A 19,980-nucleotide genomic window follows, 5' to 3' on the forward strand; every position below is an offset into this window, starting at 1 on the left:
CAGACCAAAGGGCCGATTTTTTGACGTCATGGTGGACTTACCCAAGGGAACCTGCCTCGGTCGTGCCGCAAAAGGGTCAGCGCTGCCCCGCAAAGCCGGTCTGCCAGTCTTCGCGCTCTTCGTCCGCGATCTTCTTGAAGAGCACCTCGGGCACGGTGAAGGCGTGGCCGGGCGGCAGAGCGGTCAGCGCGGCGCGCATGTCGGACGGCCAGTCGGTATCGAGCGTGTTCATCGCCGAAAGCATCGACCCTGCGGCGTCGGGGATGAAGGGCGCCGACAGGACTGCGTAGACGCGGATCAGGTTCAGGGCGAGGCGGACCTGCGCGGCGGCGCGGTCGGGGTCGTCCTTGAAGACCGACCAGGGTGCGGCGGACTGGAGGTATTCGTTGCCCGCGACCCAGATCGCGCGCAACTCGCCCGCGGCCTTGCGGACCTCGATCGCCTCCATCGCCGCTTCGTAGCGCGCGACGCCTTCGGATAGGCGCGCGATGAGGGCGTCTTCCTCGGCGCCCCAGTCGCCGCCTGACGGGACTTCCTCACCGAACTTCGAGCGGCAGAACTTGGTGACGCGGCTGACGAAGTTGCCGAGGACGTCGGCCAAATCCTTGTTCACGCTGGCCTGGAAATTCTCCCAGGTGAATTCCGCGTCCGAATTCTCGGGCGCATGCGACAGAAGCCACCAGCGCCAGTAGTCGGCGGGCAGGATCGACAGGGCCTGGTCCATGAAGACGCCACGCCCCTGCGAGGTCGAGAACTGGCCGCCGTCGTAGTTGAGGTAGTTGAACGACTTGATGTAGTCGACCAGCTTCCACGGCTCTCCAGAGCCGATGATCGTCGCCGGGAACGACAGCGTGTGGAACGGGACGTTGTCCTTGCCCATGAACTGGACATAGCGGACGTCGTCGGCACCCTTGTCCGTGCGCCACCAGCGCTCCCACTCGGCGTCGGGCGCACCGCGCGCGTCGGACCATTCCTTGGCGCAGGCGATGTATTCGATGGGGGCGTCGAACCAGACGTAGAAGACCTTGCCTTCCATGCCGGGCCAGTCCTCGGCGCCTTTCTTCACCGGGATGCCCCAGTCGAGGTCGCGGGTGATCCCGCGATCCTGGAGGCCGTCGCCGTCGTTGAGCCATTTCCTCGCGATGGAAGTCGTCAGGACAGGCCAGTCGGTCTTCGAGTCGATCCACTCCGACAACTGGCCGCGCAGGGACCGCTGCTTGAGGTAGAGGTGCTTCGTCTCGCGCACCTCGAGGTCGGTCGAACCGGAAATGGCCGAGCGTGGCTCGATCAGGTCGGTCGGGTCGAGCTGCTTGGTGCAGTTCTCGCACTGGTCGCCCCGCGCGCGGTCGTATCCGCAGTTGGGGCAGGTGCCTTCGATATAGCGGTCGGGCAGGAAGCGGCCGTCGGCATTCGAGTACATCTGTTTCTCCGACACCTCGGAGATCAGCCCGTTCTCGGCCAGCTTGCCGGCGAAGTGCTGGGTCAGCAGATGGTTCTGGGGCGAGGAGGAGCGGCCGAACTTGTCGAAGGACAGACGGAAGCCGTCCGAGAGCCTGGTTTGCACCTCGTGCATCTCGGCGCAGTAGTCGGCGACAGGCATCCCGGCCTTGGCGGCGGCAAGCTCGGCCGGCGTGCCGTGCTCGTCGGTGGCGCAGAGGAACAGCACCTCGTGGTCGCGGGCGCGCATGTAGCGCGCATAGAGGTCGGCGGGCAGCTGCGAGCCGACCAGGTTCCCCAGGTGCTTGATCCCGTTGATGTAGGGAATGGCGCTGGTGATGAGGATGCGGGCCATGGGTCACTCCGTGATGCGGAGTGTCCTTTACCTTGGGCGCGCGCGGACGTCACCCCCGGGAATGGGGGCTGAGCCCCTCGGCTGCTCAGGTCCTTTGCGCCTTGCGGGTATCGGGATGCAGCGCGGTAGCCAGGATATGGTCGGTCTTGTGCAGGACATGGTCCGCGCGCCCCACGATGCGCGGGTCGGGCGGCATGGCCACCTTCAGGTCCTTCCCGGGATAGTCGAGCGAGGACAGGAAGTGCCTCATGCAGTTCAGCCGGGCGCGTTTCTTGTCGTCGGACTTCACGATGGTCCAGGGGGCGTCGGCGGTATCGGTATAGAACAGCATCGCCTCCTTCGCCTCGGTATAGTCGTCCCACCGGTCGAGCGACGCCTTGTCGATGGGCGACAGCTTCCAGCGCTTGAGGGGATCGGTCTCACGCGAGGCGAAGCGGCGGCGCTGCTCGTCCCGGGTGACCGAGAACCAGTACTTGTACAGGCGGATGCCGGATCGGACGAGCATCCTCTCGAGGTCCGGGGTCTGGCGCATGAATTCGAGGTACTCGGAGGGTTCGCAGAACCCCATCACGCGCTCGACGCCCGCGCGGTTGTACCATGAGCGGTCGTAGAAGACCATTTCGCCGGCCGTCGGCAGGTGTGTCAGGTAGCGCTGGAAGAACCACTGGCCTTTCTCCTCCTCGGAGGGCTTGTTCAGCGCGACGACGCGGGCCTGGCGCGGGTTCAGGTGCTCCATGAACCGCTTGATCGTGCCGCCCTTCCCGGCGGCGTCGCGGCCCTCGAAGATCACGATGAACTTCTGGCCTGTTTCCTGCGCCCAAATCTGGACCTTCAGGAGTTCGGCCTGGAGGCGGGCCTTCTCGTCCTCGTAGGTCTTGAGGTCGAGCCTGTCCTCGTAGGGATAGACGTCGTTCTCGAAGACTGGGCCGGGCAGGGTGGCGGGCACCTGCACTGGTTCGGTCTTCGTCTGGGTCGCCGTTCCGTCCATCGCGCGCTCCTTTCGGTTGACGCGCGAAGTCTAAAGGGTTGCAAGCCGTCAGGCGTTGACCCGGATCAACCGGGCGTCAGGAGCTTTCCGGCTGCATCATGCCCAGCACATGGAAGCCGCCGTCGACGCGGACGATCTCCCCGGTGGTGCAGGCGCCGTAGTCCGAGCAGAGATAGACCGCGGTGCCGCCGATCGCCTCGAGCGTGGCGTTCTTGCGGAGGGGCGCGTTGGCCTCGGTCGTCTTGAAGGTCTTGCGCGCGCCGCCGATGGCGGCCCCCGCCAGCGTCTTCATCGGGCCGGGCGAGATTGCGTTGACGCGGATGCCTTCGGGCCCGAGGTCGTTGGCGAGATAGCGCACGGCACTTTCCAGCGCGGCCTTGGCGACGCCCATGACGTTGTAGTTCGGCTGGACGCGGTTCGAGCCCATGTAGGTCAGCGTCAGGATCGTGCCGCCCTCGGTCATCAGCGGACGCGCGCGGCGGGCGACCTCGACCAGCGAGTAGCACGAGATGGTCAGCGAGTTCTGGAAGTTCCGGCGGCTGGTGTCGATGAAGCGCCCGGTGAGTTCGTTCTTGTCCGAAAAGGCGATGGAGTGGACGAGAAAGTCGAGCTTGCCCCACTTCACGGCGATCTCGTTGAAGGCTTCGTCGAGAGAGGCGTCGTCGGTCACGTCGACGTCGATCAGGATGTCGGATCCGACACTGGCCGCGAGAGGTTCGACGCGCTTGCCGAAGGCTTCGCCCTGATAGGTGAAGGCGAGTTCGGCGCCTTCGGCGTGTAGCGCCTTCGCGATGCCCCAGGCGATGGAGTGATCGTTCGCGACCCCCATCACCAGTCCGCGTTTGCCCGTCATCAGGTCGGCCATGGCATCACCCGTGGTATTTGGACATGGCAACGGTGGCGTTGGTGCCGCCGAAGCCGAAGCTGTTCGAGATGACCGTGTCGAGTTCGGCCTCGGTCGTCTTCGTCACGATCTCTTCGGGGCGGATCGCGGGGTCGAGGGTGCGCACGTTGATCGACGGCGCCATGAAGCCCTTTTCCATCATGATGAGCGAATAGATCGCCTCGTGGACGCCCGCGGCGCCGAGCGAATGCCCGGTCATCGACTTGGTCGACGAGATCGGCGCGTGATCCTGTCCGAAGACGCGGCGCACGGCCTCGACCTCGGTCACGTCGCCCACGGGCGTCGAGGTGCCGTGGGCGTTGATGTAATCCACGGTGCGATCGCCGAGCGTCGAGGCGGCAATTCGCATCGACCGTTCGCCGCCCTCGCCAGACGGCGCGACCATGTCGTAGCCGTCGGAGGTGGCGCCGTAGCCCGTGACCTCGGCGTAGATCTTGGCGCCGCGCGCCTTGGCGTGCTCCAGTTCCTCGAGAACCACCATGCCGCCGCCGCCGCCGATCACGAAGCCGTCGCGGCTTTCGTCGAAGGCGCGGGCGGCCTCGGTGGGGGTGTCGTTGTACTTGGACGACATGGCACCCATCGCGTCGAACAGGCAGGAGAGGGTCCAGTCGACCTCTTCGCCCCCGCCCGCGAAGACGATGTCCTGCTTGCCCATCTGGATCTGCTCGGTCCCGTTGCCCATGCAGTGAAGCGTGGTCGAGCAGGCCGAGGTGATGGAGTAGTTGATGCCCTTGATCCTGAACGGCGTAGCGAGGCAGGCCGAGACGGTTGACGACATGCAGCGCGTGACCATGAACGGTCCCATCCGCTTGGGCGCGCCTTTCTGGATCACCGCTTGGTGGGCTTCGAAGAAGTTCGATGTGGACGGACCTCCCGAGCCGGCGACGAGGCCGGTCATCTCGTTCGAGATGTCCGTCTCCTCGAGCCCCGAGTCGGCGATGGCTTGCTGCATGGCGAGGTAGGCATAGGCGGCGGTCGGACCCATGAAGCGCATCTGGCGCTTGTCGATATGATCCTCGAGCACGATGTCGGGAACGCCCGCGATCTGGCTGCGAAAGCCCTTCTCGGCGTACTCGGGTTGGAAGGATATGCCCGACCGGCCCGCACGGAGGCTGGCCTCGACCTCGGCCACGTTGTTGCCGATGGGGCTGACGATGCCCATCCCGGTGATGACGACGCGACGCATGCTGCTCTCCCGTTCTTCGCCCGGGGCCTATGTAGGACGGGCGGGGCCGGAGGGGCAAGCGGTTAGGGGGCGGTGGCTGGCCTTAGGTCGGCGTGGGGCGGATCATTTGGAATTGTGCTGGGCGAGATGGATGACGAACGACGTGGTGGCGCGCAGGTGGTCCAACTCGCGACGACATCACTCAATCTTTGGTTGGAATGTCTTCGCATCCATCTGCTGCAGGAAGTATGCACATGCTTCGCTTTCAGAAGCAAACGTGCGGTAATCGCCGAATTCGCCACGCTCAGAGACTGACACGATCCATTTTCCTCCGAACGTCAGCAATGCAGGCCGATCGTCATCGAATGATCCAATTGAGTATGAGTCCGGATGGATCCCCAGGCCGGTGAGACGTTCGCGAAGTTCTAAGAGGTTCACTGCTAGATCCTGACGGACCGACCGCCCAAGTCGGCCTACAAAGGATGCCGTTGACCTGGCACCGACCGCCAACGTTACACACGCCAGCTTCCTATCGGTCAAGCCACCACGACTTGGTCGGGCTCAGGTCTCGCTCAACGCCACCTTCATGTCCTTCACCACGTAGATGACGTCGCCGTCCGCTTCGACGATGCCGTCGGCGACGCCCATGGTCAGGCGGCGGGTCTGGATCGCCTTGGTGAAATCGACCTTGTAGGTCAGCATCTTGCGGTCGGGCCGCACCATGCCGGTCAGTTTCACCTCGCCCACGCCGAGCGCGTATCCGCGCCCCTGCCAGCCCCGCCAGCCGAGGTTGAAGCCGGTAAGCTGCCACAGGCCGTCGAGCCCGAGGCAGCCCGGCATGATCGGGTTGCCGGGGAAGTGGCACTCGAAGAACCAGAGGTCGGGGGTGATGTCGAACTCGGCCACGACATGACCCTTGCCGTGTTCGCCGCCGTCTCCGCTGATTTCGGTGATGCGGTCCATCATCAGCATGGGCGGGGCGGGAAGCTGGGCGTTGCCGGGACCGAAGAGCTCTCCACGCGCGCAGGCGAGCAGCGCGTCCTTGTCGAAGCAGGTGGGGAAATCGGCCATGCGCGCTCCGTTCCGGTATTGTTGCCGTTCTGTCGCACGCCCCATAGCAGGGGGGTCGAATGTGGCGCAAGGGGAGACAAATCCCCGGGATGTCCGCGACTTCGCGCGGAAACGCATTGAACCGGAGGCTTCAGGCTTATTATATGGAGGCGATGACCGACCCGATGCGCCTGAACCGCAAACCGAAGGAACGTTCCGCCGACTGGCTGGGACGGGCCGGGTTGCGTCCGACGCGTCAGCGCGTGGCGCTGGCCGAGTTGCTGATCGGCGACGGCAAGCCGCGCCACGTCACCGCCGAGGGTCTTCATGCCGCCGCGCAGGACCACGGCGACGCGGTGTCGCTCGCAACCGTCTACAACACGTTGCGCGCCTTCTGCGATGCGGGGCTGGTGCAGGAGATCACCGTCGACGGCTCGAAGAGCTATTTCGACACCCGCACCGACGATCATCCGCATTTCTACTGGGAAGAGGATGCGCGCCTCGTCGACGCCCCGGCCGAGGAGCTGGAGATCGCGCGGCTGCCGCAGGCCCCCAAGGGCGCCGAGATCGCCAAGGTCGACGTGGTCATCCGGCTGCGCCGTACCTGAGCCTGCGCGAGCCCTAGAACCGGTTGAGCGGAATCCTCAGGTAGCTGTGACCATCACCCTCCGCCGGAGGAGCCTTTCCGGCGCGGAGGTTCATCTGGAGGACGTGCAGCATCCTGTCGGGCAGGGGTAGCGTCCTGTCCCGCGCCTGACGCGTCTCGATGAATTCCGATTTCGTCACGCCGCCGCCGATGTGCGCGTTATGCCGGCGGTGTTCGCGCACGGTTGCCTCCCATTGAGGCGCCCTATCCCCTGTCCCGTAGTCATGGCCGACGAAGAGGCGCGTCTCGTCGGGCAGCGCGAGGATCTTCTGAAGGGAATCCCACAGGTCCTCGGCCGATCCGCCGGGGAAATCGGCGCGCGTAGTGCCCACGTCGGGCTGCATCAAGGTGTCATGCACGAAGGCCGCATCGTCGCCCACGACATAGGTGATCGAGCCGAGCGTATGGCCGGGCGAAAGCATCACGCGGACGGGCAGGGTGCCGATGGCGAAGGTGTCGCCGTCCGCGAAAAGGCGTGCGAAATCGCGTGTCGGATCGAAGGCGTCGGGCAGGTTGTAGAGGTCGCGCCAGAGGCGGGCGATCTCGACCACCTTCTCGCCGATGGCGTTCGGTGCGCCTGTCTCGGCGGCGAGCCATGCCGAGGCCATGGCGTGATCGGCGTGGGGGTGGGTGTCGAGGACCCACTCGATCTCGAGGCCCTCGCTTTCGGCAAACCGCAGGATGTGTCGGGCCGCGTCGACGTCGGTGGCGGCGCTGCGGGGATCGAAGCCCTGCACCACGTCGATTGTCGCGGCCTTCCGGGTCGCGGGACAGGCCACGAGATATTGCACGCTGCCGGTGTCCTCGTCGTAGAAACCGAAGACGTCGGGCGATCCGGGACCGGCCGAGGAATTGGTGCGGGACGGGGGCATGGCGTCTCTCCTTATCACATTCGGGTAATGGAATGCGTCAGGATGGGTTGGGTTCCCTCAGCGGCTCCACGAGGTCGGAACCGGACGCCCGGTTCGAATTCACGCGCGGATCGACGCGGTGGAAGGCCAGCGCCTCGTCGGGAGCGGGAATCATCAGGTTGGCAGCCCCCTTGCCGTCCTCGCCCAGCCACTTGGCCCAGTCGTCGCGGGCGAGGACGACGGGCATCCGGTGGTGGATGCGCGACATCGGGGCATTCGCCTCGGTCGTGACGATGGCGCAGGTCGTATAGGCCTCGTCGCCGCGCTCCCAGTCCTGCCAGACGCCGGCGAAGGCGATGAGGTCGTCCTCGGCCGGATGGATGAACCAGGGCAGGCGGTTGCCGGCCTCGTCCTTGGTCCATTCGTAGAAACCCGAGGCCGGGATCAGGCAGCGCCGCTCGCGGCAGGCGGCGCGAAAGGCGGGCTTCTCGGCGATCGTCTCGGCGCGGGCGTTGATGAGGAGGGGGCCATCGCTGGTCGTCTTGTACCAGTGCGGCAGGAAGCCCCAGCGCATCGGCCTGAGCCTGCGGTGGCCGTCGGCCGAGGTGACGGTGTGGACGGTGTTCGTGGGGCAGACGTTGTAGTTCGGGATTTGCGGCAGATCGTTCGCCGGCACGGCGTCGAAAAGCTGTGCCATGGCGTCGTCGGGCAGGGTGATGGCAAAGCGTCCGCACATGGGGCCAGCCTACAAGGCAACTTCAAGGGCGGAAAGGCGTGAGGAGGCCGAAGCGCCCCGTGCCGGCCTATAAAAACAAAAGGCCGCCCGAGGGCGGCCCTTCGCGTTCTGTTCCGGACGGTCTCAGGCGTCGTCGTCCGTCTCGCGCTCGTCGCGCGGGCGGCGGTCGTCGCGGTCCTGCTCGTCCATCTCGGCGGCACCGATCTCGTCGAACAGCTCGGCGATCTCGGCGTCGGCTTGCGCCTCTTCCTCGGCCGCCTGCTCGGCGATGTTGATGCCCTTGGACTGAAGCTCGGCCTCTTCGGGCGAGCGCGCGACGTTCAGTTCGATCGTCGCTTCGACTTCCGGGTGCAGCGTGATGCCAACCTTGTGGATGCCGAGTTCCTTGATCGGGGTCGTGATGTTGACCTGCCGGCGCTCGATGGTGAAGCCGGCCTCGGCCGCCGCGTCGGCGGCGTCACGAGTGGTGACCGAACCATAGAGCGCGCCGCCATCGGACGCCTGCCGGATGAGGACGAACTGCTGGCCGTCGAGACGGGCGGCCATCGAGTCGGCCTCTTTCTTGGTCTCGAGGTTGCGCGCCTCGAGCTGGGCCTTGTCGGCTTCGAACGCCTTGATGTTCGTTTCCGAGGCCCAGAGGGCCTTCTTCTGCGGCAGAAGATAGTTGCGGGCGTAGCCGTCCTTGACGGAAACGACTTCGCCCATCTGGCCCAGCTTGGCCACGCGTTCGAGAAGGATAACCTGCATGGGTGCTCTCCTTACTTCACGGTGTACGGCAGAAGGGCGAGGAAGCGGGCGCGCTTGATGGCGCGGGCCAGTTCACGCTGCTTCTTCGCCGACACGGCGGTGATGCGGGACGGGACGATCTTGCCGCGCTCGGAAATGTAGCGCTGCAGGAGCTTCGTGTCCTTGTAGTCGATCTTCGGCGCGTCGTCGCCCGAGAACGGGCAGACCTTGCGGCGGCGGAAAAACGGTTTTGCGGCCATGATCTAGTTCCTTCTCAGCGGCGCTCGCGGCGGCCATCCCGGCCTTCGCGTTCGTCGGACTTGCGCATCTGCGCGCTGGGGCCTTCCTCGTGCTCGTCGACCTTCACGGTCAGGACGCGCATGACGTCCTCGTGCAGGCGCATGAGACGCTCCATCTCCTGCACGGCGGGCGCGGGCGCGTCCGAGCGCATGAGGGCATAGTGGCCCTTGCGGTTCTTGTTGATCTTGTAGGCCATCGTCTTGACGCCCCAGTACTCGCTCTCGACGACCTTGCCGCCGTTGTCCGCGAGAACCGTGCCGAAATGTTCGATGAGGCCTTCGGCCTGCGTGTTGGAAAGATCCTGACGCGCGATCATCACATGCTCGTAAAGCGGCATGTCTTCTCCAGTTCTGTCAGGGCGCACTTCATAGGACGGGCATGATATCCGCCGCTCCCGTCCACGAGAGGGTGCGCCGGTCAAACGATCGGCGGCGGACCGGGGGCTTATACACGCCACCGGGCTTTATACAAGGCGTCTCATTGTTGCCTCTTTTGCTGGCTATCGGGGCTGGACGGGACACAGACGAAGCGGGATGAACAGGATCAGCCGAATAAGCGACGATGTCGTCGAAACGCCCCTTCTGGCGCAGATCGAGATGCCTTGGGGTTTCAGGCTGCGCCCGGCGGACATGCAGGAAAAGCCGCTCGACCTGCTGGTCGAATGGTCGCTGACGTTCCTCGGATTGGCATTCCTTCTCGCCGCCTTCGCCCAGTGGCTGCTGCCTGGCTCGATCTACATGGGCGATGCGCTGACCATGAAGCTGGTCCTGACCTGCGTCCTGGGCGTGTTGGGGGGGCTTTGCCTGTCGGTGTCACCCCGCGGCTTCCGTCCCGAGGTGCAGGTCGACCGTCTGAGGCACGAGGTCCGCTTTGTCTCGCGCAATCCGCGGGGGCGGGGTCAGGTCCTTGCGACAGTCGACCTCGACCAGATCATCGGCGTCGGCATCACCCGGTCCATCTCGTCGGGCGACTGCCATTGCCTGATCTACCTGATCGACGGGACGAAGCCGCTGCGGCTGGCGACCGGCACCGAGCCCGAGATCCGCGAAATCCGCGCCCGCATGGACACCTATGTCACGCCCCCGGCCGAACGGCTGGCGGCGAAGATGGCCGCCGCGGCGCGCCGCCCCTCGATGACCGCAAAGACCGCCTGAGAGCGTCGCGAACGGGCCACACCTGTCGTTTTCGGCACGAAATCGCCGCTTGTGCGGTACCCGGGACGCCCGACCGTCCCTAGGCTGCACGACCAGAGACCGCCTTGCGGTCCCTGCGCGGCGTGATGCGCGCGTCAGCATCGCCAATCGGACAGCGGCAACGACCGCAGGCTTTCGCACCGTGCTCCTCTTCGAGCGTCACCACAGCGTGCGAATCACAAAAACGCGGAAGGGAGGACGACCATGACCGACCAGACGGCAAACCAGGGCATACCCGAGCCCGAGGGGCCGGTCGAGATCATCGACACGGACTATCGCATCGGACAAAGCAACGTCGAAGGCTCTCTCGGGCCTTTCGGCTTCGACATCCACAACCCGGTCTTCCTCGTATCGGGGCTGACCATCGTGTTCTTCGTGTTCTACGCGCTCGCTCTGCCCGAGCAGTCCGCGGAATTCTTCGGCTGGCTCCGGCCCGCCACCACGGCGACCTTCGACTGGTTCTTCCTCGCCGCGGCTGACATCTTCGTGGTGTTTTGCCTCTTTCTGATCGTCAGCCCCTGGGGCGGCGTGAGGATCGGCGGCAAGGAGGCCACCCCCGACTATACCTACATCGGCTGGTTCGCGATGCTCTTCGCGGCAGGCATGGGCATCGGGCTGATGTTCTATGGCGTCTCCGAACCGCTCAGCCACTTCTCGACCTCGCTCGGCGGCGTCGCGGGAGAGGGCGGGGTGCGTTCGGACTGGGCGCCGCTCGGCGGGGCCGAGGGCGACGCGGCCGAGGCTGCGCGGCTTGGCATGGCGGCGACCATCTTCCACTGGGGTCTGCACCCTTGGGCGATCTATGCCATCGTGGCGCTGGCGCTGGCGCTTTTCACCTACAACAAGGGCCTGCCGCTGACGATCCGCTCGGCCTTCTACCCGATCTTCGGCGAGAGGGTCTGGGGCTGGACCGGCCACATCATCGATATCCTCGCGGTCTTCGCCACGCTCTTCGGCCTGGCGACGTCGCTCGGCTTCGGGGCGACGCAGGCCAACGCCGGCCTGAACGAGCTGTTCGGAGTTCCCACAGGGCCCACGACAGAAGTCGTCCTGATCTCGATCATCACGGCGGTTGCGCTGATCTCGGTCCTGCGCGGTCTCGACGGCGGCGTGAAGGTCCTGTCCGAGATCAACATGGGCCTCGCCGCCCTTCTGCTGCTGTTCGTCCTGATTGTCGGACCGACGGTGGCGATCGTGACGGGGTTCGCGTCCAGCCTCTTTGCCTATGTCGAATACCTGCCCGCGCTGGCGAACCCCTTCGGTCGCGAGGACCTGAACTTCAGCCAGGGCTGGACGGCGTTCTACTGGGCCTGGTGGATTTCCTGGTCACCGTTCGTGGGCATGTTCATCGCCCGCGTCAGCCGGGGGCGGAGCGTGCGCGAATTCCTGATCTGCGTCCTTCTGATCCCCAGCCTCGTCTGCGTGTTCTGGATGAGCGTCTTCGGCGGTACGGCGATCACCCAGGTCGTGCAGGACGGCTATACGGGCGCTCAGGACGCGGCGCTCGAACTGCAGCTGTTCCGGATGCTGGATGCGCTGCCGCTGGCCTCGATCACCTCGTTCATCGGGATCATCCTCGTCGTGGTGTTCTTCGTGACGTCTTCGGACTCGGGGTCGCTTGTCATCGACACCATCACGGCGGGCGGAAAGATCGACGCGCCGGTCCCGCAGAGGGTCTTCTGGTGCATCTTCGAAGGGGCCGTGGCGATCGTCCTCCTTCTCGGTGGAGGCCTCGCGGCGCTTCAGGCCATGGTCATCACGACCGGGCTGCCGTTCACGGTCGTCCTCCTTGTGATGTGCTGGGCCATCATCAAGGGCCTGCGGGCCGAGCCCCGATAACATCGAACCGGCGGCGCGCCAGACGCGCCGCCGGTCCCGCCGCGACAGCCTCTGTCCCCACGACGGAAACGCGCCGTTCGCCCGAAGGCAACAGATGCTGCGCGATTGCCGCCCCCGCGCCCTCTGCGTCCCACGTTTTCGCCCCACTCGCCGTCCAGTTTCGGGACGGTCTGGTGCAGAGGCGACGAATGTTCAGAGACAATCCTCTCTTCGAGTTCCGCGGCCCCTGGGGCGTGCCCGTGCAGATCGGCGTGACGATCCTGCTTCTGCCGCTGATCTTCATCGACTTCGGCGGTACGTCCCGCGACCTGGCGTTCGACGTGATGTTCACGGCGATCCTTCTGGGGTCGATCTTCCTGCACGAACTGGGACACGCCTGGGGCGCGCTGGTCCAGGGCGTCCCCGTCGAGAGGATCGTGCTCTACGGCGGCGGCGGGTTCTGCCAGCAGACGCGGTCGGCCACCCGGTACGAAACCGAGCTGATCGTGGCGATGGGGCCGCTCGTGAACCTTGCCCTTTGGGCGCTGGCAGGGCTGACGTGGCCGCACATCGGCGACCCGGAGATCCGGTGGGTGTTCCAGACCGTCGCCTGGGTGAACGGGTTTCTCTTCGTGATGAACATGATCCCGGTTCACCCTCTCGACGGGGGCAAGCTGTTTCAGCTTGCGCTGTTGCGCGTCCTGCCGTCCGAGGCCGCGATCCTCGTCAGCGGCTCGGTCGGCCTTTTCGTGGCGATCCTCTGGCTGCCGGCGATGGTGTCCTTCTACCTTGCGACGGGGGCCGCGCTGTTCTTCATCCCTTCGGTCCGCCTTCACTGGGAGATGCTGAGACAGCGGCGGGCTTGACCTCGGACGGGCGGGCGCGTTGTCTCGCGCCCATGACCGACCTCGACATCGACTTCGTTCGCGCCCAGTTCCCCGCCTTCGACGAACCTTCGTTGCAGGAGCTTGCCTTCTTCGAGAACGCGGGTGGCTCCTATCCCTGCCGCTTCGTGACCGAGCGGCTTGCGCGCTTCTACCGCGAGCGCAAGGTGCAACCCTACGGGCCCTTCGACGCGAGCCGCGTGGGCGGCGAGGAAATGGACCAGGCCCGGATTCGACTTGCGGCGATGCTGGGCGTCGAGACGGACGAACTCAGCTTCGGTCCGTCGACCTCGCAGAACACCTACGTGCTCGCGCAGGCCTTCAGGCGCTGGCTGCCCGAAGGCGCCGCGATCGTCGTCACCGACCAGGATCACGAGGCCAATTCGGGCGCGTGGCGGCGGCTGGCCGAAGACGGCTTCGAGGTGCGGGAATGGAAGATGGATCCGGCGACGGGTCATCTCGATCCGGCCAAGCTCGAACCTTTGTTGGACGGTGCGAGACTCCTGGCATTCCCGCATTGCTCGAATGTCGTGGGCGAGGTCAACGACGTCGCGGCCATCGTGCGACTTGCACACGCCGCCGGGGCTGTGGCCTGCGTCGATGGCGTAAGCTACGCGCCGCACGGGTTCCCGGACGTCGGCGCGCTTGGCGCGGACATCTACCTGTTCTCGGCCTACAAGACCTATGGTCCGCACCAGGGGCTGATGGTGGTCCGCCGCGCCCTGGGGGAGGCATTGCCGAACCAGGGGCATTGGTTCAACGGCGACGCGCTTTACAAGCGGTTCACGCCGGCGGGACCGGACCATGCGCAGATCGCGGCCTGCGCCGGCATGGCGGACTATATCGACCGCCTCCACGCGTCGCTCGGCGGATCGCACGGAACACCCAGGGAGCGGGCGGCCAGGGTACATGACGCGATGCGGCGGCGCGAAACGGCGCTGCTCGAACCACTTCTCGATTTCCTTTCGGACCGCAACGACGTCCGGCTTCTTGGGCCGGGAGAGGCCGAAGCGCGGGCGCCGACGGTGGCGATCCATTGCGATCGGCCCGGCGCGGCGCTGGCCGCCGAACTGGCGCGGCATGACATCGGCGCGGGCGGGGGCGATTTCTATGCCGTTCGTCCGCTCAAGGCGCTCGGCATCGATCCCGGACACGGCGTCCTGAGGGTGAGCTTCACGCACTACACGACGAGCGAAGAGGTCGCCCGCCTGATCGCGGCGCTGGACCATGTCCTCTGAGGATTGACCGGGGGGCGTCCGCGTCTAGGTCCAGCGGGAAAAGGGGACTTAGGGGACATGGCGGCACCGGCGATCTGGTGGGTCCGGAAGGATCTTCGGCTGGGCGACAACGCGGCACTGACCGACGCCGCGAGACTGGGCCCGGTCCTGCCGGTCTTCATCCTGGACGAGGTTTTTCAAGAGTACGGCGCCTGCCCTCTGTGGCGGTTCGGCCTCGGCGTCGCGCATCTGGCGCGGACGCTCGAAGCGGCGGGATCGCGGCTGATCCTGCGGCGTGGGCCGGCGGCGGACGTCCTGTCCGGGCTCTGCCGCGAGACCGGAGCGGCGGCGGTTCGGTGGAGCAGGGCCTATGACCCGGATCAGGTCGCGCGCGACAGGGGCGTGAAAGCGGCGCTGGACGAGCAGGGGATCGACGCCGCGAGCCTCCCCGGCCACGTTCTCTTCGAGCCATGGACCGTCGAGACCGGCGGGGGCGGCTACTACAAGGTCTACTCGCCGTTCTGGCGGTCGGTCCGCGACCGCGACGTGGGCCGGCAGCTTCCCCGCCCGGATTTCGCCGTGCCCGTCCGCTGGCCGGAGAGCGAGACGCTGGAGGACTGGAACCTCGCGGGACCGATGCGTCGTGGTGCGGACGTCGTCGAGCCGCACCTGACCGTCGGCGAGGATCGCGCGGCGTCCCGTCTCGACGCTTTCGTCGTGCATCGGCTGGACGGCTACAAAGAGAGCCGCGACGTCGTGGCCGAGGATGGGACATCGGGCCTGTCCGAGAACCTCGCCTGGGGCGAGATTTCGCCACGCGCCTGCTGGCACGCGGGGATGCAAGCGGTCGATGACGGCAGGGCGGGCGCCGAGACCTTCCTGAAGGAGCTGGCCTGGCGCGAGTTCGGCTATCACCTCGTATGGCACACACCCCGCCTCGTAAGCGCCAACTGGCGCGAGGGGTGGGACAGCTTTCCCTGGAACGAGGACGAGCGGCGCGCCGAGGTGACGGCCTGGACGCAGGGGCGCACGGGTGTGGCCTTCGTGGATGCCGCGATGCGCGAGATGTTCGTGACGGGGCGGATGCACAACCGGGCGCGGATGATCGTAGCCAGCTATCTGACCAAGCATCTGATGGCACACTGGCGGATCGGGCAGCGCTGGTTCGAGCACTGCCTTTGCGACTGGGATCCGGCGTCCAATGCGCTCGGCTGGCAATGGACGGCCGGATCGGGACCTGACGCGGCGCCCTACTTCCGCATCTTCAATCCCCAGACGCAGGCCGACCGCTTCGATCCCAAGGGCGTCTATCGAGACCGCTGGATCGCCGAAGGGCGCGACGCGCCGACCGAAACGGCGCTGTCCTATTTCGACTCGATCCCGAAGCGGTGGGGCATGTCGCCCGGCGATGCCTACCCTGAGCCCGTCGTCGCACTGGACGAGGGCAGGGCTCGGGCGCTTGCGGCCTACGAGAAACGCAACTTCTGACGGTTTGCTCCGTCCTGCCTGGATCAGACAGGACCGGGTCGTAAGGCGCGCGGCCCGCAAGGTGTGCGGTCGACTGCCGACGCTTCCCGTCCACGTGAGATGGTCCGGCATGGGAAACGACTCGGATTCGGATTTATCGGACCCGGATTCGGGTGATTTTCTCGGCTGAAACCGCCTCGGATCGCATCCGCTCTAGCTCTCATGGGAAAAAATGGTACTCCCTGGCACATCTATATTTAGTTTATAGGAAGCTAAAAATCCAGATATGGATACAATATGTGGAGGCGCGCGACATAAGCAACGAGACGTAGCTCCATGAGTTCCCAAATTTTTTGTTGCGTACCACGAATTCCCATGGCACTTAATGTTCACCGGATGACGCGGGACAGCGAATGGGGCAGCAAACGACCCCAGGCAGAACCAAAAAAGAGCAGGTTTCATACAGGCTCCCGCTTCATCCAACACAGAGATCCGGCGCGCGAGCGAGCAGACATCCCCCCAGGTGGCGCGCGCAGCTGGAGAAACCCGGAAACGGGACGAGGGCGGCGGATTGGACAGTGGCAGCAGTCCGATCCGCCGTTCCGCATTTTTAGGGGGCTGAAAAAGGGGCCGCGGGACAGTGGTTCGAAGGTTCAGAGGCGAAAGCGTCCAGAAGGTGGACGCGAAGGGCAGGGTGTCGATCCCGGCTTCATTCCGCCGTGTCCTCGAAGACTGCGACCCGAACTGGTCCGACGGCAAGGCTCCCGAACTCGTCATCGTCTACGGCGACGAGAGCCGCGATTACCTGGAATGCTTCACCATCGACTCGGCCAACGATGTGGACGAACAGATCGGGCGCCTTCCGCGTGGCGCCCCCGCGAGGAAGAAGCTGGAAAAGCTGTTCAACGGACAATCCCTGCCGGCGTCGGTAGACGAAACGGGCCGCATCGTGCTTCCCGCGAAACTGCGCCAGAAGATCGGCATCGACGGCGAGGCCTATTTCATCGCCATGGGCGACACCTTCCAGATCTGGAAGCCCGAGACCTTCGAGGCGCAGGACGCCGAGGTCGAAGAGGCTTTGGAACCGCTGCCGCCGGGCGCGGACGTCTGGATGCTTCTCGACAGGGCGGGGCCAAACTGATCATGGCCGCCGCTGCCCGCGCCCCCGCCGACCCCCCGCATATTCCAGTCATGCTCGACGCCATCCTCGAGGCCTGCGCGCCGATCCGGGGCGTCTGGCTCGACGGGACCTTCGGGGCGGGCGGATACGCGCGCGGACTTCTCGCTGCGGGAGCGGACCGGGTGATCGGCGTCGACCGCGATCCGCTGGCGTTTCGACTGGCGGACGACTGGGCTGCAGAGTACGGCGACCGGCTCCGCCTCGTCGAAGGCACCTTCTCCGACCTCGACGACCATGCAGGCGAGCCTCTGGATGGCGTCGTCCTCGACCTCGGGGTGTCGTCGATGCAGATCGATACGCCCGAGCGTGGGTTTTCGTTCATGTCCGACGGTCCTCTCGACATGCGGATGAGCCAGGAGGGGCCAAGTGCCGCCGACATCGTAGCTTCCGCGCGCGAAGAAGACCTGGCGGACATTCTCTATCACTATGGCGAAGAGCGGGCGTCTCGTGCCATCGCGCGGGCCATCGTGAAAGCGCGGCAGGACGCGCCGATTGCCACGACCGGTGCCCTCGTGCGGGTCGTGGAAGCCGTCCTGCCGCGACCAAAACCTGGGCAGAGCCACCCGGCCACGCGCACGTTTCAGGCGCTGAGGATCGCGGTGAACGACGAATTCGGCCAGCTCGTGGATGGCCTCGAAGCGGCCGAGCGCGCCCTTGTCGCAGGCGGTTGGCTTGCGGTCGTCAGCTTCCATTCGCTGGAGGACAGGGTCATGAAGCGCTTCTTCCAGGAGCGCGCCGGCACGGCAGGCGGTGTCAGCCGGCATTTGCCTGAGACCGAGGTCGAAGCCCCCCGCTTCGAGGCCCGCAACAAGGCCATCGCGCCGACGTCGGCCGAGACCGCGCGCAATCCCCGCGCCCGCTCCGCGAAGCTGCGCGTCGGCCGGCGCACCGACGCCCCGGCAGGGCGTGTCGACCGCCGCAAGCTCGGGCTGCCCAAACTGGTGAGGGCCGCATGAGATCGCTCATCTCGATCCTGACCGCGTGTTTCGTCATGGCCCTGGCCGTCTGGGCCTATCGCCAGAACTACGAGACCCAGGCGCGCCTGCGAGAGGTGCGTGACCTGCGCACCGAGATCGCCGACCTGCGTGAGCGTGCCAGTGTCCTGCGCGCCGAGTGGGCCTATCTGAACCGTCCCGACCGGCTCGCCGACCTGGCCGACATGAACTTCGACCGTCTCGGCCTGCTGCCGCTGCGCCCGGAGCATTTCGGCAGGATCGACGAGATCGCCTATCCCGTCACCAACGTGCAGGACGTGATGCAGAGGGACGACCAATGACCCGGACGCCGCTGCGCCCCCTCGCGCGCATCCTTGCCGCCCGCCGCGCCGGCGAAAACCCGGACGCCATCGAACGCGCCAACCTTGCGGCGCGTCACGAAGCCGACCGCGACGAACAACGTCAGCGGGCCGAAGGGCGACTTCTGGTTTTGGGCATCGTCTTCCTCTGCGCCTTCTTCATGGTCGGCATGAAGATGTCGGTCCTTGCCGCGTCCGACCCCGCCGAGCCCCGGGCGCTGGCGAGCGGCGCGCAGATCGTGGCGGCGCGCGCAGACATCACCGACCGCAACGGGCGGATCCTGGCCACCAACCTGACCACGCATTCGCTTTATGCGCAGCCGCCGCAGATGATCGACCCCGAGCGGTCGGCGCACGAGCTGGCCGCGATCTTTCCCGACCTCGATGCCGACAAGCTGGTCAAGCTGTTCACGGGCAAGCGCAAATTCATCTGGATCAAGCGGCGCATCAGCCCCGAGCAGCAGCAGGCCGTCTTCGATATCGGCGATCCCGGGCTTCTGTTCGGTCCGCGTGAGATGCGGCTCTACCCGAATGGTCATCTCGCGGCCCACATCCTGGGAGGGGCGGGATTCGGCCGCGAAGGCGTCACCTCGGCCGAGCTGATCGGCGTGGCGGGAATCGAACGCGCGATGGACGAGACGCTGAGCGACCCGGGACGGGGCGACGTGCCTCTGCGCCTCTCGCTCGACCTGACAGTGCAGGCGGCAGTCGAGCGCGTTCTGGCGGGCGGGATGCGGCTGATGAACGCCAAGGGCGCGGCGGCGATCCTCATGGACGCACAGAACGGCGAGATCCTCGCGATGGCGAGCCTGCCCGACTTCGACCCGAACGACCGTCCGCGCCCTCTCGTCAAGGGCGACCCGGCGGAAAGCCCGCTGTTCAATCGTGCGGTGCAGGGCGTCTACGAACTCGGCTCCACCTTCAAGGTCTTCGCCGCCGCGCAAGCCATCGAGGAACGGCTCGTCAGCCGCAGCACCTGGATCGACACCAAGGGCCCGCTGACATGGGGCCGCCACCGTATCCACGATCTCTACGACCACGGTCCTGCGCTTACGGTCGAGGACGTGATCGTTGAATCGTCCAACATCGGTACGGCGCGGATCGCCATGATGATCGGTCCGGAGAGGCAGCAGGATTTCCTCGGGCGTCTCGGCCTGTTCTCGCCGACGCAGGTGGAGTTGATCGAGGCTCCGGGCGCCAAACCGCTGCTTCCGAAGACCTGGTCCGAAATCCACGCGATGACGATTTCTTACGGGCACGGCATGTCCGCCTCGCCGCTGCACCTGGCGACCGCCTATGCGTCGCTTCTGAACGGCGGACACGAGGTGAAACCCACACTCTTGATACAGGAGGCCCCGGTCCGGGGCAGGCAGGTCGTCAGCGAGAACACCTCGCAGCAGATGCGTGAATTCCTCCGTCAGGTGGTCCAGCGCGGCACGGCGACCCTGGCCGAGGTTCCGGGCTACCGCGTCGCGGGCAAGACCGGGACGGCCGACAAGCCGAAGCCGCAGGGCGGATACTACGAGGACAAGGTGATCGCCACCTTCGCCGGGGTCTTCCCGGCCGACGACCCGCGCTACGTGCTCGTCGTCACGCTCGACGAGCCTGTCGAGACCAGTGGATCGGAGCCACGCCGGACGGCCGGATGGACCGCGGTTCCCGTGGCGGCCGAAGTGATCCGGCGGGCGGCTCCTCTCCTGGGGTTGGCGCCTGGCGTTGAACCTTCGGCGGTCGAGGGTGTAACACTGGCGCGGAACTGAAGCGGGGCA

General features: G+C 66.0%; 21 protein-coding genes. 10 read left to right on the plus strand and 11 right to left on the minus strand.

The features are described 5' to 3' along the window. Nucleotides 1-76 precede the first annotated feature (76 nt). The 6 genes from metG to fabA form a co-directional block, all read right to left on the minus strand. A complete protein-coding gene (gene metG / locus C8D95_RS02505) occupies nucleotides 77-1,792 on the minus strand; it encodes a methionine--tRNA ligase (protein ID WP_109757545.1) in 1,716 nt (571 codons plus the stop codon). 85 nt (nucleotides 1,793-1,877) lie between these two features. After that, a complete protein-coding gene (gene ppk2 / locus C8D95_RS02510; RefSeq protein WP_109757546.1) occupies nucleotides 1,878-2,780 on the minus strand; it encodes a polyphosphate kinase 2 in 903 nt (300 codons plus the stop codon). A 76-nt stretch (nucleotides 2,781-2,856) separates the two neighbouring features. Further along, nucleotides 2,857-3,645: an enoyl-ACP reductase FabI gene (locus tag C8D95_RS02515; RefSeq protein WP_109757547.1), complete on the minus strand. Its 789-nt coding sequence runs from the start codon at nucleotides 3,643-3,645 to the stop codon at nucleotides 2,857-2,859. Nucleotides 3,646-3,649: 4 nt separating this feature from the next. Continuing rightward, nucleotides 3,650-4,870, minus strand: a complete 1,221-nt coding sequence (gene fabB, locus C8D95_RS02520) for a beta-ketoacyl-ACP synthase I (RefSeq protein ID WP_109757548.1) — start codon at nucleotides 4,868-4,870, stop codon at nucleotides 3,650-3,652. A 177-nt stretch (nucleotides 4,871-5,047) separates the two neighbouring features. Beyond that, nucleotides 5,048-5,287: a hypothetical protein gene (locus C8D95_RS21655; protein WP_126918485.1), complete on the minus strand. Its 240-nt coding sequence runs from the start codon at nucleotides 5,285-5,287 to the stop codon at nucleotides 5,048-5,050. A 123-nt stretch (nucleotides 5,288-5,410) separates the two neighbouring features. Further along, entirely contained in the window at nucleotides 5,411-5,920 is a 510-nt protein-coding gene (fabA, locus tag C8D95_RS02525; RefSeq protein WP_109757549.1) for a bifunctional 3-hydroxydecanoyl-ACP dehydratase/trans-2-decenoyl-ACP isomerase, read from the minus strand. A 152-nt stretch (nucleotides 5,921-6,072) separates the two neighbouring features. Here fabA and irrA point away from each other — a divergent pair, with 152 nt between their 5' ends. After that, on the plus strand, nucleotides 6,073-6,507 hold the full coding sequence (gene irrA / locus C8D95_RS02530) for an iron response transcriptional regulator IrrA (protein ID WP_241239795.1): 435 nt from the start codon (nucleotides 6,073-6,075) through the stop codon (nucleotides 6,505-6,507). 13 nt (nucleotides 6,508-6,520) lie between these two features. Here the strand turns inward: irrA and C8D95_RS02535 are convergent, their stop codons facing one another. From C8D95_RS02535 to rpsF, 5 genes are all read right to left on the minus strand, one after another. Beyond that, nucleotides 6,521-7,417: an MBL fold metallo-hydrolase gene (locus tag C8D95_RS02535; RefSeq protein ID WP_109757550.1), complete on the minus strand. Its 897-nt coding sequence runs from the start codon at nucleotides 7,415-7,417 to the stop codon at nucleotides 6,521-6,523. A 37-nt stretch (nucleotides 7,418-7,454) separates the two neighbouring features. Then, nucleotides 7,455-8,132 carry an SOS response-associated peptidase gene (locus C8D95_RS02540; RefSeq protein WP_109757551.1) on the minus strand — a complete coding sequence of 226 codons (678 nt, stop codon included), beginning with the start codon at nucleotides 8,130-8,132 and terminating at the stop codon, nucleotides 7,455-7,457. A 123-nt stretch (nucleotides 8,133-8,255) separates the two neighbouring features. Continuing rightward, on the minus strand, nucleotides 8,256-8,879 hold the full coding sequence (gene rplI / locus C8D95_RS02545) for a 50S ribosomal protein L9 (protein ID WP_109757552.1): 624 nt from the start codon (nucleotides 8,877-8,879) through the stop codon (nucleotides 8,256-8,258). A gap of 11 nt (nucleotides 8,880-8,890) precedes the next feature. Next, the gene (gene rpsR / locus C8D95_RS02550; protein ID WP_109757553.1) at nucleotides 8,891-9,118 is read right to left on the minus strand and encodes a 30S ribosomal protein S18; all 228 of its coding nucleotides are present in this window, start codon (nucleotides 9,116-9,118) and stop codon (nucleotides 8,891-8,893) included. Between the two features lie 14 nt (nucleotides 9,119-9,132). Next, nucleotides 9,133-9,495: a 30S ribosomal protein S6 gene (rpsF, locus tag C8D95_RS02555; protein ID WP_109757554.1), complete on the minus strand. Its 363-nt coding sequence runs from the start codon at nucleotides 9,493-9,495 to the stop codon at nucleotides 9,133-9,135. Between the two features lie 196 nt (nucleotides 9,496-9,691). On the opposite strand from rpsF, the gene C8D95_RS02560 reads away from it, so the two are divergent. The 9 genes from C8D95_RS02560 to C8D95_RS02600 all read left to right on the plus strand — a co-directional run bounded on the left by C8D95_RS02560 (nucleotide 9,692) and on the right by C8D95_RS02600 (nucleotide 19,971). Further along, nucleotides 9,692-10,312 (plus strand): hypothetical protein, encoded by a 621-nt coding sequence (locus tag C8D95_RS02560; RefSeq protein WP_109757555.1) that lies wholly within the window; start codon nucleotides 9,692-9,694, stop codon nucleotides 10,310-10,312. 243 nt (nucleotides 10,313-10,555) lie between these two features. Continuing rightward, nucleotides 10,556-12,190, plus strand: coding sequence for a BCCT family transporter (locus C8D95_RS02565; protein WP_109757556.1), 1,635 nt, complete (start codon nucleotides 10,556-10,558; stop codon nucleotides 12,188-12,190). Nucleotides 12,191-12,378: 188 nt separating this feature from the next. Further along, nucleotides 12,379-13,035: a site-2 protease family protein gene (locus C8D95_RS02570; RefSeq protein ID WP_109757557.1), complete on the plus strand. Its 657-nt coding sequence runs from the start codon at nucleotides 12,379-12,381 to the stop codon at nucleotides 13,033-13,035. Nucleotides 13,036-13,067: 32 nt separating this feature from the next. Continuing rightward, a complete protein-coding gene (locus tag C8D95_RS02575; protein WP_109757558.1) occupies nucleotides 13,068-14,291 on the plus strand; it encodes an aminotransferase class V-fold PLP-dependent enzyme in 1,224 nt (407 codons plus the stop codon). Nucleotides 14,292-14,348: 57 nt separating this feature from the next. Continuing rightward, nucleotides 14,349-15,758, plus strand: a complete 1,410-nt coding sequence (locus C8D95_RS02580; RefSeq protein ID WP_109757559.1) for a cryptochrome/photolyase family protein — start codon at nucleotides 14,349-14,351, stop codon at nucleotides 15,756-15,758. Between the two features lie 619 nt (nucleotides 15,759-16,377). After that, a complete protein-coding gene (gene mraZ, locus C8D95_RS02585; RefSeq protein WP_109757560.1) occupies nucleotides 16,378-16,878 on the plus strand; it encodes a division/cell wall cluster transcriptional repressor MraZ in 501 nt (166 codons plus the stop codon). A gap of 2 nt (nucleotides 16,879-16,880) precedes the next feature. Continuing rightward, nucleotides 16,881-17,873, plus strand: coding sequence for a 16S rRNA (cytosine(1402)-N(4))-methyltransferase RsmH (gene rsmH, locus C8D95_RS02590; RefSeq protein ID WP_109757561.1), 993 nt, complete (start codon nucleotides 16,881-16,883; stop codon nucleotides 17,871-17,873). Continuing rightward, entirely contained in the window at nucleotides 17,870-18,193 is a 324-nt protein-coding gene (gene ftsL / locus C8D95_RS02595; protein WP_109757562.1) for a cell division protein FtsL, read from the plus strand. The genes rsmH and ftsL overlap by 4 nt, the downstream gene beginning before the upstream one ends. Then, nucleotides 18,190-19,971, plus strand: coding sequence for a peptidoglycan D,D-transpeptidase FtsI family protein (locus tag C8D95_RS02600; RefSeq protein ID WP_109757563.1), 1,782 nt, complete (start codon nucleotides 18,190-18,192; stop codon nucleotides 19,969-19,971). Before ftsL ends, C8D95_RS02600 begins: the two co-directional genes overlap by 4 nt. Nucleotides 19,972-19,980: the final 9 nt, after the last annotated feature.

The organism is Silicimonas algicola (assembly GCF_003148765.1).
GTDB classification, from domain to species: Bacteria; Pseudomonadota; Alphaproteobacteria; order Rhodobacterales; family Rhodobacteraceae; genus Silicimonas; species Silicimonas algicola.

Coding starts and splice junctions, on each gene's coding strand:
- metG (WP_109757545.1), bottom strand. CDS start 1,792: ATGGCCCGCATCCTCATCACCAGCGCCATTCCCTACATCAACGGGATC.
- ppk2 (WP_109757546.1), bottom strand. CDS start 2,780: ATGGACGGAACGGCGACCCAGACGAAGACCGAACCAGTGCAGGTGCCC.
- C8D95_RS02515 (WP_109757547.1), bottom strand. CDS start 3,645: ATGGCCGACCTGATGACGGGCAAACGCGGACTGGTGATGGGGGTCGCG.
- fabB (WP_109757548.1), bottom strand. CDS start 4,870: ATGCGTCGCGTCGTCATCACCGGGATGGGCATCGTCAGCCCCATCGGC.
- fabA (WP_109757549.1), bottom strand. CDS start 5,920: ATGGCCGATTTCCCCACCTGCTTCGACAAGGACGCGCTGCTCGCCTGC.
- irrA (WP_241239795.1), top strand. CDS start 6,073: ATGACCGACCCGATGCGCCTGAACCGCAAACCGAAGGAACGTTCCGCC.
- C8D95_RS02535 (WP_109757550.1), bottom strand. CDS start 7,417: ATGCCCCCGTCCCGCACCAATTCCTCGGCCGGTCCCGGATCGCCCGAC.
- C8D95_RS02540 (WP_109757551.1), bottom strand. CDS start 8,132: ATGTGCGGACGCTTTGCCATCACCCTGCCCGACGACGCCATGGCACAG.
- rplI (WP_109757552.1), bottom strand. CDS start 8,879: ATGCAGGTTATCCTTCTCGAACGCGTGGCCAAGCTGGGCCAGATGGGC.
- rpsR (WP_109757553.1), bottom strand. CDS start 9,118: ATGGCCGCAAAACCGTTTTTCCGCCGCCGCAAGGTCTGCCCGTTCTCG.
- rpsF (WP_109757554.1), bottom strand. CDS start 9,495: ATGCCGCTTTACGAGCATGTGATGATCGCGCGTCAGGATCTTTCCAAC.
- C8D95_RS02560 (WP_109757555.1), top strand. CDS start 9,692: ATGAACAGGATCAGCCGAATAAGCGACGATGTCGTCGAAACGCCCCTT.
- C8D95_RS02565 (WP_109757556.1), top strand. CDS start 10,556: ATGACCGACCAGACGGCAAACCAGGGCATACCCGAGCCCGAGGGGCCG.
- C8D95_RS02570 (WP_109757557.1), top strand. CDS start 12,379: ATGTTCAGAGACAATCCTCTCTTCGAGTTCCGCGGCCCCTGGGGCGTG.
- C8D95_RS02575 (WP_109757558.1), top strand. CDS start 13,068: ATGACCGACCTCGACATCGACTTCGTTCGCGCCCAGTTCCCCGCCTTC.
- C8D95_RS02580 (WP_109757559.1), top strand. CDS start 14,349: ATGGCGGCACCGGCGATCTGGTGGGTCCGGAAGGATCTTCGGCTGGGC.
- rsmH (WP_109757561.1), top strand. CDS start 16,881: ATGGCCGCCGCTGCCCGCGCCCCCGCCGACCCCCCGCATATTCCAGTC.
- ftsL (WP_109757562.1), top strand. CDS start 17,870: ATGAGATCGCTCATCTCGATCCTGACCGCGTGTTTCGTCATGGCCCTG.
- C8D95_RS02600 (WP_109757563.1), top strand. CDS start 18,190: ATGACCCGGACGCCGCTGCGCCCCCTCGCGCGCATCCTTGCCGCCCGC.